This is a genomic window from Phaeodactylibacter sp. (assembly GCF_040219495.1).
Taxonomy (GTDB): Bacteria; Bacteroidota; Bacteroidia; order Chitinophagales; family Saprospiraceae; genus Phaeodactylibacter.
This window is the reverse complement of sequence record NZ_JAVJSK010000127.1, coordinates 12,193-28,549: the sequence shown is the minus strand read 5'-3', so window position 1 is coordinate 28,549 and position 16,357 is coordinate 12,193. Positions and strand designations below refer to the sequence as shown.

The 16,357-nt window shown below is 51.9% G+C and carries 14 protein-coding genes; 5 read left to right on the top strand and 9 right to left on the bottom strand.

Going from position 1 to position 16,357, the window contains the following annotated elements; translation table 11 throughout:
* Positions 1-21: 21 nt before the first annotated feature.
* The 4 genes from RIC19_RS20400 to RIC19_RS20385 form a co-directional block, all read right to left on the bottom strand.
* On the bottom strand, positions 22-948 hold the full coding sequence (locus RIC19_RS20400; RefSeq protein ID WP_350180215.1) for an SGNH/GDSL hydrolase family protein: 927 nt from the start codon (positions 946-948) through the stop codon (positions 22-24).
* Between the two features lie 331 nt (positions 949-1,279).
* Complete coding sequence (locus RIC19_RS20395; RefSeq protein WP_350180214.1) at positions 1,280-2,215, bottom strand: hypothetical protein; 936 nt, start codon at positions 2,213-2,215, stop codon at positions 1,280-1,282.
* Between the two features lie 30 nt (positions 2,216-2,245).
* On the bottom strand, positions 2,246-3,697 hold the full coding sequence (locus RIC19_RS20390) for an MBOAT family O-acyltransferase (protein ID WP_350180213.1): 1,452 nt from the start codon (positions 3,695-3,697) through the stop codon (positions 2,246-2,248).
* Between the two features lie 9 nt (positions 3,698-3,706).
* Positions 3,707-5,707 (bottom strand): AMP-binding protein, encoded by a 2,001-nt coding sequence (locus tag RIC19_RS20385; protein ID WP_350180212.1) that lies wholly within the window; start codon positions 5,705-5,707, stop codon positions 3,707-3,709.
* An 86-nt stretch (positions 5,708-5,793) separates the two neighbouring features.
* Between RIC19_RS20385 and RIC19_RS20380 the strand changes: the two genes are divergently transcribed.
* Positions 5,794-6,549 carry a hypothetical protein gene (locus RIC19_RS20380; protein ID WP_350180211.1) on the top strand — a complete coding sequence of 252 codons (756 nt, stop codon included), beginning with the start codon at positions 5,794-5,796 and terminating at the stop codon, positions 6,547-6,549.
* A gap of 70 nt (positions 6,550-6,619) precedes the next feature.
* Positions 6,620-8,251 (top strand): L-glutamate gamma-semialdehyde dehydrogenase, encoded by a 1,632-nt coding sequence (pruA, locus tag RIC19_RS20375; RefSeq protein ID WP_350180210.1) that lies wholly within the window; start codon positions 6,620-6,622, stop codon positions 8,249-8,251.
* Positions 8,252-8,328: 77 nt separating this feature from the next.
* Here the strand turns inward: pruA and RIC19_RS20370 are convergent, their stop codons facing one another.
* The gene (locus tag RIC19_RS20370; protein ID WP_350180209.1) at positions 8,329-10,296 is read right to left on the bottom strand and encodes a T9SS type B sorting domain-containing protein; all 1,968 of its coding nucleotides are present in this window, start codon (positions 10,294-10,296) and stop codon (positions 8,329-8,331) included.
* A gap of 297 nt (positions 10,297-10,593) precedes the next feature.
* Here RIC19_RS20370 and RIC19_RS20365 point away from each other — a divergent pair, with 297 nt between their 5' ends.
* Positions 10,594-11,130 (top strand): TrmH family RNA methyltransferase, encoded by a 537-nt coding sequence (locus RIC19_RS20365; protein WP_350180208.1) that lies wholly within the window; start codon positions 10,594-10,596, stop codon positions 11,128-11,130.
* A gap of 13 nt (positions 11,131-11,143) precedes the next feature.
* On the opposite strand, the gene RIC19_RS20360 is transcribed toward RIC19_RS20365, so the two are convergent.
* The 4 genes from RIC19_RS20360 to RIC19_RS20345 all read right to left on the bottom strand — a co-directional run bounded on the left by RIC19_RS20360 (position 11,144) and on the right by RIC19_RS20345 (position 14,509).
* Complete coding sequence (locus tag RIC19_RS20360) at positions 11,144-11,500, bottom strand: DUF1573 domain-containing protein (protein ID WP_350180207.1); 357 nt, start codon at positions 11,498-11,500, stop codon at positions 11,144-11,146.
* 43 nt (positions 11,501-11,543) lie between these two features.
* Positions 11,544-11,999 carry a DUF2452 domain-containing protein gene (locus RIC19_RS20355; RefSeq protein ID WP_350180206.1) on the bottom strand — a complete coding sequence of 152 codons (456 nt, stop codon included), beginning with the start codon at positions 11,997-11,999 and terminating at the stop codon, positions 11,544-11,546.
* Between the two features lie 158 nt (positions 12,000-12,157).
* On the bottom strand, positions 12,158-13,195 hold the full coding sequence (locus RIC19_RS20350) for a DUF8428 domain-containing protein (protein ID WP_350180205.1): 1,038 nt from the start codon (positions 13,193-13,195) through the stop codon (positions 12,158-12,160).
* Between the two features lie 144 nt (positions 13,196-13,339).
* Entirely contained in the window at positions 13,340-14,509 is a 1,170-nt protein-coding gene (locus RIC19_RS20345) for a trans-sulfuration enzyme family protein (RefSeq protein ID WP_350180204.1), read from the bottom strand.
* A gap of 256 nt (positions 14,510-14,765) precedes the next feature.
* On the opposite strand from RIC19_RS20345, the gene cysC reads away from it, so the two are divergent.
* Together cysC and cysD are read left to right on the top strand one after the other, a co-directional pair.
* Positions 14,766-15,371 (top strand): adenylyl-sulfate kinase, encoded by a 606-nt coding sequence (cysC, locus tag RIC19_RS20340; protein ID WP_350180203.1) that lies wholly within the window; start codon positions 14,766-14,768, stop codon positions 15,369-15,371.
* Between the two features lie 58 nt (positions 15,372-15,429).
* The gene (gene cysD, locus RIC19_RS20335) at positions 15,430-16,338 is read left to right on the top strand and encodes a sulfate adenylyltransferase subunit CysD (protein ID WP_502930851.1); all 909 of its coding nucleotides are present in this window, start codon (positions 15,430-15,432) and stop codon (positions 16,336-16,338) included.
* Positions 16,339-16,357: the final 19 nt, after the last annotated feature.

Genomic DNA, 16,357 nt, shown 5'->3' with positions numbered 1-16,357 from the left:
AGACCAAAGTCCCAACAGGCTCTAAATTTCACGGACATCCTTTATGGCTTTTGCCAGAACCCGGGTAAAAACCCTGCTGCCCTCCACATTCAAATGATGAGCATCAAAGAAAGTAAAGTCGCTGCTTTGTTCTGAAAAGTCCAGGTATGGAACGTCCGCCCGGGCCGCAAGGCCCTTCAGTTTTTCATCGAAATCTGGAAAAATAGCATCCTCCTTTTCGCGAACGTCCGGAGAAACGGGCATGCGTACCAGTATTACGGATCCCAAAGCGTTTAAAGACGCCACCAAATCTGAAAGGGCTTTCAACCGCTCAGGAGCAGGGATTTTCTTATTCGTGAGCCTTATGATTGTTTCTGCCTCTTCTTCGAGGAACTCCGCCGCTCTTCTTCCCTCTAATCCCATCCATCCTCCCTCAAAGAAACGGAAAGACGCTGAAAGAGCAGTCGGTTTAAAATTGATCAGGGTAGCCTTTTTGCGCCTGATATTACGAAGGATGTACTCCACGTTGGGGTTGAGGTTTACAAAAAACAGATCATAAACTGGGTGGCTTCTTTCTCTCCAAAGATCCCGGTTTTTTATTTTTGACAAATTATCAGGATGGACAGAGAGGATAAAAACCGGTGGTTCTTCCCCCTTAGCAATTTTACGATGGACCAGCCGGCTGTAGTCGGGCCCGTAGGGTGTTACTGCTCCAATGAATGCAAAGTTCAGGACCCGTTCCTTCAAACCCAATTCTGACTTTAACACCTCCGGAGCAATACCCACGGCTGCTCTGGAGACGCCCAAAATGAGGTGCTCCGCCCGATGCGTCAACTTGGGGTAGAAACAGTCTACTGCCTTTATCTGCTTTAGCGAGATCGTTACGTAAGGCCACAAAACCAACCCACCAATGATCACCCCTTTGACCAGAAGCATAAAAACCGAATGCCAACGACTTAACTTGCTCATTTTATTTTGTTTAGAGCGTGTTGGGACTTTAGTAACCGGCCTGTCCTCGTGCACCGGGACACTTTCCTGCCTGTGTCTCGTCGCCTGTGGGCTTTGGCCACCGGAGACCGAAGTGTTCGACACGCAGGCAGGTTTGCTTATACTTCATCCCAAAAATCCTTCCCGCAAACTGCGGTACGGGCTATTTAACTCAGGCTAAACTTCGGTTTTCGTACCTCGTCTAACCAAAAAAATTTAGTTTCGACTAAAAGACAAAAGTCCCAACACGCTCTTAGCGGATTCTTTCAGCTACCGGATTGAGCCTTTGCTCATGCCTGGCCTGTATGTTAACTCACTCTGTCTTAATTCTGGGAATGCCCATAGCATGGAGGTCATCAGCTAATTGCCTGGTAAAAGCACGGGCTCCCGTATTGAGCAAATGATGCGGGTCACTAAAAACATAATCGGCTCCTGACCGGAGATAGTTGAGGTAGATCGCATCGTGAGCAGCAGCAAAAGCAGTAAGTTGCTCGTCAAAACCAGGTATTGCCTTCTCCTCCATAGCTGCCATAGTTTCGTCAACCGGCAAACGGACCAACACGACCTCGCCGTACTGCTCCAGGTAGGTGGTAAGTGCCGACAATACCTGCAGGCATTCAGATGATAATTCCAAGCTCCTGAATTTTTCTGCATACTGGCCGTAAATCTTTTCATCAGGAACCTCAGATTCACGCGTTCGCTCTACCCAGCCGTCTCTGTGGGCTACAAACATCGGCTGTTTATCGGGCTCCTGCAGCCAACTAAACAAAAAAGATGTCCTGGAATTTATGTTCCTCAGGATGTAATCCGGATTTGGAGAGGTGTTGACCAGCAAGAGATCATAAATCGGAGGGGGTTTCTGAAAGAAGTTTCCGGACCAACCCAGGTTACCGGTATTGACCGACAAAATAAACAGCGCGGGACGCCCCTGAACATTGCGGCGTACTTTCCGCCTGACCAAGGCAGCATAGTGCTCCTCGTAAGGAGAAACCAACCCTGTAAAAGCGAAATTGAGCACCTGCCCTTCCAGATCGAGTGTTTCTTTCAGGATCTCCGGGACCAGTCCAACCTTCGCCCTTGAAACCCCAAGGATCAAATGCTCTGCTTTATGGGTGAATTTGCTGTAATCGACATCATGCTTCAGCATATTATTGTGCCGTAGCATCAAATATGGTATAAAACAGAGCACCGTCAGTAAAGTGCCTTTCCAGACTAGCTGCCCTAAGCTGTACCCTATTTCTCGCTTCATAAGCCTATTCGTTGGTTTAGAGCGCGTTTATCAAAAGTCAAAATAAATAAACTCCCGGTCGGGTGGCATCCCCAGGTAAAGAATTGCATGAATAAGAATAAGGTAGAACGCCCAGCGTACCCACCACGACTGCTGCGCCAGGAAAACATCAACAGACTGCCCTTTCAGCAAACGGTGAAAACCGTCCATAAACAGCAAAGCCCCCACCCCTACGATAAACTCCTGAATATCAATGACATCTGCAATACTAAGGTGAAGCTGAATGGGTGCCCAAAAACGCAGTTGCCCCAGGAGCGTCAGGGCCGACGAGGTATCCACCGCCCGGAAGAAAATAATACTCACCACTGCCAGATTGAAAAACAACGCAAAATCGGCCAGCCAGCGCAACGGCTTCCCCTTCGCCAAGCCTATACGGCTCAGCCAGCGGTCGGCTGGCTTTGACAGCAGCGTCTCCAACGCTACAAACAAGCCATTGAGCCCACCCCAGATCAGAAAAGTCCACTCTGCTCCGTGCCAGATCCCATTGAGCGTAAAAGAGATTAACGTTGCCAGCATAATCCAGGCCATGCCCCGCCCCAATGGTGTAAGCTGAAAGAATACGTAGTCCCTGAACCAGTTGGTCAGAGTCATGTGCCAGCCCCGCCAAAACCTATTGAAAGAGGTAATAGCGTAGACCCGGTTCTCAAAGTTTTGAGAAAGCCTGATGCCCAGTATCCGGGCACTGCCGATTGCAATATCGGTATAGGCCGAGAAATCACAGAAAATCTGAAAAAGAAAAAAGACCGATGCCAGCCATACGGTGAAGCCTTCGTACTGTCCCGGAAACCGGTATACCTCATCCACAAACAGCGCCAGGCGATCGGCAATGACCAGCTTTTTGAACAGGCCCCAGAGGATGAGCTGCAGCCCACCTACCACCCGCTTATAGTCAAATTGATAATCAAAGTGGAACTGCGAGAGCAGATCACGGGACCGCTCTATGGGCCCGGCCACCAGTTGCGGGAAAAAACTGACATAGAGTGCATAGCGGCCCAGGTGGCGCTCCGCTTTAGCAAAGCCCCGGTAAACATCAATGGTATAAGCCATCGTCTGAAAGGTATAAAAAGAAATACCCACCGGCAGGAGGACGTCCAGCTGTGCGGCTTCAAACCCCGGCTCAAACCATCGGGCCACTTTGGCCACCTCTATACTCAGGAAATTAAAATACTTGAAAGTGAAAAGCAGCCCCAGATTGGCAGCTATACTCATCCATAACCAGGGCTTTTTGCGCCGCTGTTCCTTCTGCCGGTCAATCTGCAGGGCGGCAGTATAATCAATCAGCGTAGACCCCACGATCAGCCAAATGTACCAGGGGTTCCAGTCCATGTAAAAATAGTAACTGGCAATCAGCAGCCATGCCCAACGCCAGCGTACCGGTGCCAGGAAAAACACCAGCACAACTACCGGCAAAAAGATGTAATAATCCAGGGACGTAAATAACATAAACCGGAGTTACGAATGTTTATTCTGGTAACGCTGCAACAGATGCTCAGCCAGTTCCTGAATCGAATCGAAAGCCCAGAACGTATCAGGGGCCAGACGGATTTTCAGCCAGTCGGAAAGCGCATCAGAAATGAACACGGCGTCTACCGATTCCAGCGGGTACGCTTTGACCGGCTGCCCGGCCTCAATCTGATCTATGGGCATTTTAACTTTTTCGGCGATCTGCTGCTGCAGGCAACGTACGATATCAGCCTGGCCAAAGCCCTCGCTGCCGGGCTCTGCAATAGTCTGAGTAGGCGTTTCGGCATCCACCGGCTGTTGCCAATGATGCATAACCCGCAACTGCTCACTGAGGTATGCTTCACGGGCAGCGTACCGCTGAATTTTCCCGCTCGAAGTCTTTGGCAGGCTCATTGGGCGGATCAGCACGATCGCATAGGGCTGAATTTCGAAGGTTGCTCCAATGACCTGCCGGATAGCCCCCACAACCGCTTCCTCATCTGCACTACGCCATTCCGAACGGCGGACCTCCTGCACGATGACCAGACGTTCCCCGGCGGGGTTGTCTACTGCGAAAGCCGCACATCCATTAGCCTGAAGCGCAGGATGAGCACGCTCCACTACTTGCTCAATATCCGTGGGATAGTAATTCTCGCCCCGCACGATAATCATGTCTTTGATCCGGCCGGTAATAAAAAGCTCTCCCTTCAGCAGGAAGCCCAGATCTCCGGTGCGCAACCATTGCCCGGCAGTACTCTCCAGCGTGTTGCCAAAAGTAGCAACGGAAGATTCAGGGCGCCCCCAGTACCCGCTGGCTACGGAGCCCGGGTATTGGACTAAAATTTCGCCTTCGTCCCCCTCCGCCTGCTGCTGAAGCGTCTTCGGGTCCACAATACGGACCAGGCATTTATCTACAGGGCGGCCGTTACTGACCACCCAGTTTTCAGGCGCAGATTCTGCAATTCCGGGATCATCCCATTTCAGAAGCGCCTTGCGCCTTTCCCGGTTGGTGACCAAAACCTCCCGGTCGAGCGGACAAGTGGTAATCGCCAGCGTAGCTTCGGCCATTCCAAAGGAAGGCAGAAAACCCACCGGTGAAAGACCTGCTGCCCGAAATTTTTCAAAAAACCGCTGAAGGGTTCTCCATCTTACCGGTTCCGACCCGCAGGCAATACTTTTCAGGCTACTCAGATCAAGCTTTCCAAGTTGCTCTTGAGTGATTTTTTCACAACACAGGTCAAAAGCAAAATTAGGTGCAACGGTGTATTCAGCCCGGTAGCGGGAAAGTGCAGCCAACCACCGGTATGGCTTTTGCACAAAATGTACCGGAGCCATAAAATAGCACTGAACACCCCCGGAAACGAGATAAGCGATCATCATGATTAAGCCCATATCGTGATAGAGCGGAATCCAGGAAACCACACGCCGTAACCCCGGAATATAGAGTTCCATACAGCCCTTCACGTTGGCCATCACATTTTCGTGGCGGATGATGACCCCCTTTGGATTTCCCGTAGAGCCTGACGTATATTGCAGGTAGGCAATATCCTGTGCCTTAACCGGATGGGGCGACCATACCTGCTTTTCGTTCACCAGCTCCTCAAAAACCAGGTAGGTATAGTTGGAAAAATGCCCGTCCATGCCCTGCATTTGTTCCACTGTTTTCTGATCGGCCAGAATATGCACTGCACCACAATCCTCCATGATAGCCTCCAACCGGAGTAAATTGCGGTTATTCCGGGGCGGGTAAGCAGGTACGGCAATGGCGCCGGCATAAAAACAACCAAACAGCGCAATCAGATACTCATTGCCCTGAGGAAACAGCAACAGCAAGCGCGCGCCCTTTAGATTAAGCCGCTGAAGTTGTGCGGCTACCCTCATTGCTTTTTCATTAAATTCCCGGTGGCTCAGCGGCTGTTCCTCAGCTTCCCCATCTTTCAAAAAGATAAAGGGGGTAAAATCAGGCTGAGCTTCCGCACGTTGCTGAAGCAGGGCTACAAGGTTATCCATAAAGGAAAAATGTGGTCTTTGAATAATACATATCTGGCAAAACTCGTATTTTTTTCCGTAGTTTCGATAAAAACTACTGCCCCTTTATGAAAGAAGCACTGTTCTGGATATTCATCGCCATTTTCTCCCTGACGGCCATCATCACCTTACTGGGCATTACCGGTGTGATCAAAACCATTAAGGAACACTACCTCAATGCGCTTTTTACGGCTCTTATTCTGGAGGTGGTGGCAGCCGTAGTACTGCTTTTCCAAAGCACCAACTTCCTGTCGCCGAATACCGAGGAGGGGCCCTGCCTGGAGGAAGTCATCACCCGTGCCGGGCTCGCAGCTAAGGTAAGCGATGCAGCAGACCCTTCTGATTTTTTGGTAGAGCAACTCAAACGGCTCCCCCTGCTTGATCAGTCCAACGGCAGCGTACAGCAGCTAACGACTCAACTGAAAGAGCAGGACTCTATATTGGCTGTCCAAAAAGCCGAGATCAAAGAACTTGAAACCGAGCTTCAGCAACTGGGGCAGCAGTTTTACACTAAAATCACGCGCTTGCGAAACTACATCAGTCAGTACGGCGGCTTTATCAACCTGGCCTGGCGGGCCGAAGAGAAAAACCGCGTTTACCAGTTGCTGATTGAGATATTCGGGGATATGGGCCTGGTACAGGAGGAGGCGAAGCTTTACCTCGATGAGGGCCGCTCTCAAATCAACTACAAGGCGGTGCAAAAGATTTACAAAGCCTACAAAGCCGATCTCAAACAACCGGTGGACGGCAATACCAAAGTCTACGTTGGCGAATACGATACGATATTATTCATCCGTACTTACCTCAACCAAACCAGCTACTGATCCATTTTTAATAGCAAAGGGAAACCCCTAACTTCGCGCCAACTTTTTCATAACCGATAAAACCAACGATATGGCTAATGCATATTTTACGCCGCCACCTGCGGTCAACGAACCCTCGCTGAGCTACGCCCCGGGCACTCCGGAACGGGAAGCCCTCAAGGCCACCCTCAAAGCCATGAAAGCCGAACAGCGCGATGTCCCGATGACTATTGGCGGAAAAAAGATTACTACAGACCACAAAGTGGCCATGCACCCGCCGCATGAGCTGAAACATACCCTGGGCCATTATTATAAAGGTGGAGCTGAACATGTCAAAATGGCGATTGATGCCGCATTGGAGGCTAAGCCGGCCTGGGAAGCACTGCCCTGGCAGGATCGGGCAGCGATCTTCCTGCGTGCTGCGGACCTGATCTCCGGCCCTTATCGCTACAAGATGAACGCCGCGACGATGCTGGGACAGTCCAAAACCCCACATCAGTCGGAAATTGAAGCAGTGGCCGAACTGGCGGACTTCTTCCGCTTCAATGTGCAGTACATGACCGAAATGTACGAAGATCAGCCACTCAGCGAGCCGGACGCTGCTGTCTGGAACCGGGTGGAGTACCGGCCGCTGGAAGGCTTTGTTTTCGCGATCACGCCGTTCAACTTCACAGCGATCTCGGGCAACCTCCCCGGGGCACCTGCCTTGCTGGGCAATACCGTAGTCTGGAAGCCGGCGGAAACACAAGTCTATGCCGCCGGACTGCTGATGGAGGTCTTAGAAGCAGCTGGCCTGCCCGATGGTGTCATCAATCTGGTGCTGGTAGACGGCCCCGTTGCCGGAGATATCATCTTTGAACACGAGCACTTCGCCGGGCTGCACTTTACCGGTAGCACCAAAGTGTTCCAGACCCTATGGCAGACTATTGGCAAAAACCTGACGCAATACCGCAGCTACCCGCGCATCGTTGGAGAAACGGGAGGCAAGGACTTCCTGGTTATGCACCCTTCTTCGGACACCCAGCAGGTGGCAACAGCGCTCATCCGTGGCGCTTATGAATACCAGGGGCAGAAGTGCTCCGCTGCTTCCCGCGCCTACCTGCCCAAAAGCAAATGGCCAGCGCTGAAGGAAGCCCTGATCAGGGACATTAAAACCGTGAAAATGGGCACCGTGGAGGACTTTAGCAACTTCATGGGCGCTGTGATCGATGAGCGTGCTTTTGATAAAATCGCCAACTATATCGAGATCGCTAAAAAGAGCAATGAAGCCGAAATCATCGTAGGCGGTGGCTACGATAAGTCGGAAGGCTACTTCATCGAACCTACGGTCATCGTAACGGGCAACCCCCACTTCACCACCATGGAGGAAGAAATCTTTGGCCCGGTACTGACCATCTATGTCTATGAAGATACAGACTTTGAGGCGACGCTTGACCTCGTGGACAGCACCTCTCCTTATGCCCTGACTGGTGCGATATTCTCCAATGACCGCTACGCTGCGCAGAAGGCCATTGAGCGCCTGCGCCACTCCGCCGGCAACTTCTACATCAATGATAAGCCTACCGGCGCGGTGGTCGGCCAGCAGCCCTTTGGCGGTGCCAGAGGTTCGGGAACGAATGATAAAGCAGGTTCTATTATCAACCTCTACCGCTGGGTCTCTGCCCGCTCTATCAAGGAGAACTTTAATCCGCCTTCGGATTACCGTTATCCTTATATGGGCTAAGGATTCAGTACGATAAAAGTGAACCCGGGGCGCTGTGGATACAGGGCTCCGGGTATTTTTTTGTCCGGAAGTGCAGTTTACCGGACTACTGTAACCGACTGGAAGATTTCAACATCCCGGATCGGCAGCCGCACCCTGCCAATACAGGTATAGACGCCCGGATTAACCAACTCGCCGTTCACCCGCCCATCCCACTGCACTGCAGACAAGGGGCCGGAAGCTTCGTAAAGCAGCCCACCGTAACGGTCAAACACCTGAAAAGAAATCACCGCTGCTGACTCGGCCAGAGGCGTGTATAGTTGAAGTACATCATTGCGCCCATCACCATTGGGGGAGAAAGCGGTGGGTAGGTAGACCGGGCAATCAGCCGCGACCACAACTGAGTCTACAGCAGAGACGCACCCATTGGCGTTTTTGGCGACTAAGGTGTAAAAACCAGGTGGAAGCGCTTCAAACTGCGGTATGTCCTGAAAAGGGCCACCCGATAAACTAAACTGCAAACTATCTCCCTCCGCCTCTACCCGGATTGTTCCATTGGGCTGATCGCAATCCGATGGCTGTATGTCCGCACCTTGCAACTGTGCCGTATCTTTTACCTCCAAGACCAGAAGCCGTTCCAGCCCGCATAACCCGATACTATCAATTTGGTAACGGTGCGTACCTGCCCTGCTAAAGCCCTCAAATGCATCGCCGGTGCAGATAGAAGCATAAAGTGTATCTTTTTCAGGGCAACAAAGGGGGCGTTTTTCATCCAGGAAATACGGTACATCGACCATTTGATGATTGGCTTCCGCCAGCCAGGGCTGCGTAAATGCGCCACTGGTGCGGCTGTTCCAGGCAAGGGCGGCGGGCTCCGGCAGCAAGGGTGCTGACAAGCAATTTTCGGGGGCTTCCCACCAGTTTTCCGGCCATTGCAAAAAGGTGGCATCACCGGCAGTGCTGCTACCAGGGAAGGTACTACCCGTGGCGGCGATCATGCCTGCAGGCCCGGGAATCAGCTGCACAATGACCTCCCTGCCCTGCCCAACACGCCGGCATTCGGCGAGCGTTCCATCTTCTTCAATCAGTAACCAAAGTCCAGTACTGCTTACGCCTCCGGTTGCTTCAAAGCGGTTGGCTGCGACCACTATCCGCCCGTCTGCCCGTTGGTACCCTCCGGTGGCAGCCAGCAAATGCGCCCCCTCAACATCGCGGAAGCGCCTGGCCCGCACCTGTTCTCCGCTCTGGTCTGCCCACACCAGTAACAAATCGGGGGTATCTGTTCCTATAGTACCCACCAAAAGGCATCCATCCTCCAGGGCAATCATCTGCCGGAAACTACAGGGCTGATTATCAGTAGCGGCCATAGAATACCAGGACAAGGGCTGACCGGCCGTGTTGAGCGTAGCCCAGAAAGCTTCCTCCGTGCCATCCGCAAGAGAAGCAGTCCCCGCAATCCAAAACCGGCCTGCGTGCTCCAGCCCGTGTGCCGGCATAATCCAGTCCAGGTCCTCATGCCGAAGCTGTGTCCCCCAGATAGGACTGCCGTTGTCCTGCAACAGTGTAAGGTAAGCGGGGCGGTCCTGCCCTACGGCCTCATGCATTACGACAACGATATTCCCGGCATCAGTTGTAAAAACAGCAGCCGCATGTTCATCATCCCCACCGGTCGTACGGCCAAGGTACCGGCTCCAGCCAATGCTGCCATCCGCTTCAAAAAAATGCAGGAAAACATCATCAATCACGTTGGGATTACCGGGCTCCACCATCCGTCCCAGAACCAGTACACCATCCTGCTGGGGCGCTAAATCGTTGACAAGGTCACGCCCGGGCGTGCCTACAGCTCTGGCCCAGAGCATACTACCACTCGCATCCAGCTTTAGGAGTACGGCATTTTCCCCACCAATCTCGGCTTGCACCTGAAGCAGGAGGTAGAAGGCGTTGTTGTGCCAGATTATTCGCTGACCGGTTTCGGGGCGGTCGGTGCCCAATACGGTGATTTCAGACTGCCCAAAAACAAGAGAAGTGCAGAAAAGCGTAAGGAAAATCAATAACGGGGCTTTCATGATAAAGGTGTTGCTTGTAAAAAGAACGGGAATTACCGGTGGGTAGTGCTGCCCTTAGAGCGTGTTGGGATTTTGCTTTTGGAGCGAACGCAGCCAAATTTTATTCTGATCAAGGCGTGATGAAGGAGCATAGCCTTAGCTACGTGACCGAAGAACAACGAAGAGCAGGACAAAATTTGGCAAGAGCAGCCCAAAGTGTAAAATCCCAACACGCTCTTAACAATAGACATTCTAATCGACTCCACCCTATTTTCGCTTCGGAAGCCTTATCTTTCCGGACAGATTTATCCTCCGACTATGCCCAAACAATCTACCTTTTACGATGACCGCCCGGAAGACTTGCAGGCTTACATCCGGAATATTGGCAACAACCGGCACCTACTAAGCTTACTGCTGGCGGGCATTACCGATGTACGGAATATCGGCAGCCTTTTCCGCCTTGCTGATGCGGCACGCCTGGAGCACCTTTATTTCTACGGAGCACCTGAGCTTCTGGAACACCGCAAAGTCAGGCGGGTGGCCCGCGCCACCCTGGAGTATGTCCCCTACACTGCTTTAGACCTTGAGGGGGTGCGGGCACTGGCAAAAAAGCGCACCTTTCTGGGATTGGAAATTACTGATAAAAGCCTTCCCTACACCGATGTAGAAGCTCAGGAAGGCACGGTTCTGGTCATCGGACAGGAAGCCCATGGCATACCGCCCGAAGTACTAAGCCTTTGTCAGCAGGCGATGCACCTGCCCATGTACGGGGTCAATACTTCTATGAATGTGGCTATGGCAGCGGGTATAGCGGTGTACGATCAGCTCAGGAAATTACACAGGAAGCAGAAATAGCCACTCAGGGAGGTCAAAGCTCCTCCACCCAACCTTCAATAAACAGTACTTCAGCTTTTCGTTGATTGCTGAAATACACCTTGACCTTCTTTTTAAAATAGCCCAAGTCGCGGGCATCATAAGTGACAGCGATGACGCCTGTGGAATCCGGAGCTACGGGCACTTCATCCCATTCGGGCACCGTACAGCCACAGGAAGTCCGTACATTATCAATGATCATAGGCTCCCCGCTAACGTTTCGGAAAACAAACTCATGGGTAGCCGGTTCGTTCCGGATCAGGTCGCCCATTTCATAGGAAGTCTCCCCTTTCCACTCCACTGCAGAACTCGAAAGGAGTAAACAGACTGCCATAAATATCGAAAGTTGCATAGCTGCTTTTTTAAGCTCGGAAGATCAAAGGAGTAACTAAAATTTACGTTTCATCAGCCTTGCGCAGGACATCCCAAGTATGGTCTGCCAGCAATTCGACCGTGGCTACAAAGCGATAAGGCGGATTGGGGCCCCATTCCTCCGGGCTGACCATGGAGAGCACGTAATCGCTACCGTCCCCGCGTTCATAGAGGTGGTAAGTGAAGCCGATCAACGGTTCAAAATTCATTTGAGCGTTATAGATTTGCTCAGATATAGAAACGCGGTCCTGTATCCCTTTGGCCTGCTTTGCCAATAGTTCAATCTGCTTCCGGATTTGGTCCAGTTGCATGTCCGACTGTTTGTACATGGCTTTGACCGCACGCCCTTTCACCTTGCCTTTATCTATGGGCTTAATTTCCACTCCGCTTACCGTGTGCGCATAGGGTAGATTGTGCGGGTTTTCCGCAATTTTATCCGGATCAATGGGATTGATGAATTCTTCCTTCTTCTCGCTCATAAAAGCATTTTCAGGTTAACCGCTGGTTCACAAAAGTAGAAATCGTTTTGGGCAGCCGATTGTTCAAATCCATCCGGGCACCTACAAAAACAGCGCCCGAAATATGCCCGGGCGCTGTGTGTAGTTTTCTTTTTTCAGCTACGCTACTTTTGCGAATTTTACTTCAACTGGAAGCTAGTGGTACCAGCGAGATAGCCTTTATTGTACACTTCGATCTCGTAGTTGCCTTCCTGGAAAGCCTCATTGGGCGCCCAGACCAGGCAGAGGCGCTGCTCGTCGCGGTCGTAGTCCACCTCCTTGATGGTGGTGTACCGTATCTGTTCTCCGTTCGCACTATTCACGAATACACCGGAGCCCATAGATTCTACAGCGAGTGTTTCGCCCAGTGGGTTGATGATACGGATCATAAACGCTTCAACGCCGACTTCAGCGACCTGATTGGCGACCGTATTAAAGCATACCTGCAGCTGATCTACACTTTTTGCACTGCGGCGAGAAGTGGTTTTTCCGTTGTTACGGATTTTCAGACCCTCTGCTTCGACGTTGCTCACTTTTACGACAGAAGCGATGTTCACCTTTTTAGCCAACCGCGCGCGATCCGCCTCTACAGCTTCCTTCTCGCTGACCAAAGCAGCCTTAGCTGAAGACAGCTCCATATTGCGTACGCGTGCAGAATCCAGGTTGGAATTCAGGGCATAGTTTTCTTCGCTCAGCGCTGCTGTACGTTCTGTAAGTTCCTCATTTTCCTGCCGGAGCTGATTGATTTCTGCCAGGTACTGTTCGACTTTAGCATTTAAACCATTGATTTGCTTGCGGGCTTCGGCCAGGTTACGGCTATCGCGCAGCAGCACGTCGATCCGTCCTTTGGCATCTTTTAATTCTGCTTTCTGGGCTTCAATCAGTGCGTTTAGCTCTTCATTGCTACCGCGCATCTCTTCCATTTCAGACAAAGCCTCGTAATATTGCTTTTCCAACTCCGCTTTAAGCTGTTCAGATTCATTCAACTCATAGCTTAGGCTTTCGTTGGCGTTGTTTTTACTGACCAGGCTCATCACCAGCACAATACAGACAATAGCCAGTACTGCGATAGTAGCGATTGCCGCGATTTTCAGCCGTTGTTGCCCATCGTCCTGCTTTCCGGGACCTGGATTAGGGGTTGGGCTGGAAGGCTTAGGGTTTGGATTGTTGATTGACATAATAAATCGTTAGTTTGTTAGAGGTGTCAGGTTTTGACGCAAAGTACACGACCGCGTCACTTAGAATACGGCATTAACGATACTGCCCATCCGTCTATTGTATCAACAGCCAAAAAGTGAGGAAAGGCAAAGAGCTTATTAGCTCTAACCAGCCAGGGCCTGTTCCAGGTCTTTTTGGATGTCTTCGGTATGCTCCAGCCCTACGGATACCCGGACCATGCCCGGGCCAATGCCCACTGCTGCCTGCTCTGCTTCCGAAAGCTTAGCATGCGTGGTGGTTGCGGGGTGGGTGACGATGGTTCGGGTGTCGCCCAGGTTGGAAGACAAAGAGCACATTTGGATACGGCTCAAAAACCGCCGGCCAGCCTCCAATCCGCCCTTCAGGTCAAAAGCTACGATCCCGCCCCCGTACTTCATTTGTCGCCTGGCCAGCGCATACTGCGGATGGCTTTCCAAATGCGGATAGTGTACCCGGCTGACCTCCGGCCGACCTTCCAGCCACTTTGCGATCTCCAGCGCGTTGGCACAGTGCCGCTCCATGCGGACGCTCAGGGTTTCCAGGCTTTTGGACAACACCCAGGCATTGAAAGGGGACATCGCAGGACCGGTATGCCGGCAAAAAAAGCGGAGTGCTTCAATCAGGTGCGCCTTGCCTACCACAATACCACCGAGGACACGCCCCTGGCCATCCATCCATTTGGTAGCCGAATGTACAATCAGCCCGGCACCATATTTACCAGGCTGCTGCAGGTAAGGCGTGGCAAAGCAATTATCCACATTAAGGATCAGCCCATGGGCTTCGGCAAACTGCCCGGCAGCCTGAAGGTCGATGAGCTGCAGCCCCGGATTAGAAGGGGTTTCGAGTACCAGCATCTTGGTAGACGGCTGTAGGTGTTTAGCCCAGCTTGTGACATCGAGCGGGTCTACATAGGTATGCGTGATACCCCAGCGCGGCAGCAATTCGGTCAGAATTTGGTGGGTGGAACCAAAGACCGCCCGGGAAGCCAGCACGTGATCGCCCGAACGCAGGAACGCGGCCATACTCGCAAAAACAGCCGACATGCCGGAAGCCAGCGCAAATCCATCCTCGGCACCCTCCATTGTGCAGACTTTCCGGATGAGCTCATCGGTGTTCGGATTGCTGTACCGGCTGTAGATGTTGTCATCAGCACCGCCCTGAAAGGCAAGCTCCATCTGCTCCGGGCCCGGGAAGACAAAACTGGAAGTCAAGAATAAGGGGGCACTATGCTCCTGTTGCCCGGTGCGCTTCATCTGCCCGCGGATGGCGTTGGTCTCAAAATGATCGAAAGACATAAAGTAATTTTAATTTCCTATAAATCCTATAGAATAAAATATTTTGTGAAATTTGCACCGACTAAAGTAAAGTCAGCCGACACAGCTAAGCAAAGGTTTGGGCATGTAGCAAAAAACCTATTTCTTTGCGGTTCATTTGTGTGTCAAATTATTAAATGATTTCCGGGACAGCCAGCATTAAGCCAACAGGTTAGCAAACACTTTCCAACTCCAAACAACACCTAACCGCTGGCCAGCCGGCATAAAAAAATCTGTTTTGACGGAACACATCCACCCCATTTTCGACCGGCTCCTGCAACGAGCAGACCGCGAACAAAGGCTTGGCCAGTGTAGCAAAGTCCTCTGGCTTACAGGCCTGTCCGGCTCTGGCAAAAGCACGATTGCCCAGCATTTGGAACGCTACCTCTACAATAATGGTTTCTTTGCACAAGTGCTGGACGGCGATAATATCCGTAGCGGCATCAACAACAACCTCAGCTTCAGTCCCGAAGACCGGCAGGAAAATATCAGGCGGATCGCTGAGGTCGCAAGGCTCTACCTGGACAGCGGTATCATCACGCTCAATTCTTTCATCAGCCCGACGATTGAAATCCGGGAGATGGCCCGGCAGATTATTGGCCCGGAGGATTTTCTGGAAATCTACGTCAATGCGCCCCTTGAGGTTTGCGAATCCCGCGACGTCAAAGGGCTGTACGAAAAAGCCAGGGCTGGCCAGATCAAAGGCTTTACCGGGATTGATGCGCCTTATGAGCCGCCGCAGCAGCCGGCTCTGGAAATCAAAACAGCCGAACAATCATTGGAAGAAAGCGTGGAGATGGTTTTCCATTTCCTGAAACCACATATTGAATTACCTAAAGCATAATTTACAGTGGCTCTGAAAGAGTAGCCCACTGTTCAATCATTGCGATAACCCTAAAATTATGAGTTACCACCTCAATCACCTCAAGGAGCTGGAATCCGAATCCATCTTCATCATGCGCGAAGTAGCGGCTCAGTTTGAGCGGCCCGTGTTGATGTTCTCAGGCGGCAAAGATTCTATCCTGATGGTGCACCTGGCCCGGAAAGCGTTCTATCCGGCCAATATCCCTTTCCCACTCTTGCATGTTGATACCGGCCACAACTTCCCGGAGACGCTGGAGTACCGGGACAAACTGGTCGAAGAGACAGGAGCCCGGCTGATCGTAGGTTCTGTTCAGGAAGCAATCGACAACGGTGCTATTGCGGAGGAAAAAGGCTACAACGCCAGCCGCAACTTCCTGCAAACCCACGTCCTGCTTGAGGAGTTGGAAAAAGGCAAATTTGATGCTGCCCTGGGCGGCGCACGACGCGATGAAGAAAAGGCCCGGGCTAAGGAGCGCTTCTTCTCGCACCGGGACGAATTTGGGCAATGGGACCCCAAAAACCAGCGCCCGGAGCTTTGGAACCTTTTCAATGGCAAAAAAAACTACGGAGAGCACTTCCGTATTTTCCCTATCAGCAACTGGACCGAGCTGGACGTATGGATGTACCTGGCTATGGAGAACGTAGACCTGCCCAGCCTCTACTTTGCGCATAAGCGCCCGGTCTTCGAGCGGGAAGGCACCCTGCTGGCCGACTGTGAGTACATCCAGAAAAGACCGGAAGAAGCAGCAGCGGTGGAAACGCGCATGGTCCGCTGCCGTACCATCGGCGATATGACCTGCACCGGCGTTTGGGAATCTGAAGCAACCAACATTGAAGATATCATCAAGGAGGTTTCTATCGCCCGTAAAACCGAGCGTGGTGGCCGGACCGATGATAAGCGTTCTGAAACAGCTATGGAAGACCGGAAAAAGCAGGGGTACTTCTAAGCGGGAAGGAAGGGCTTCG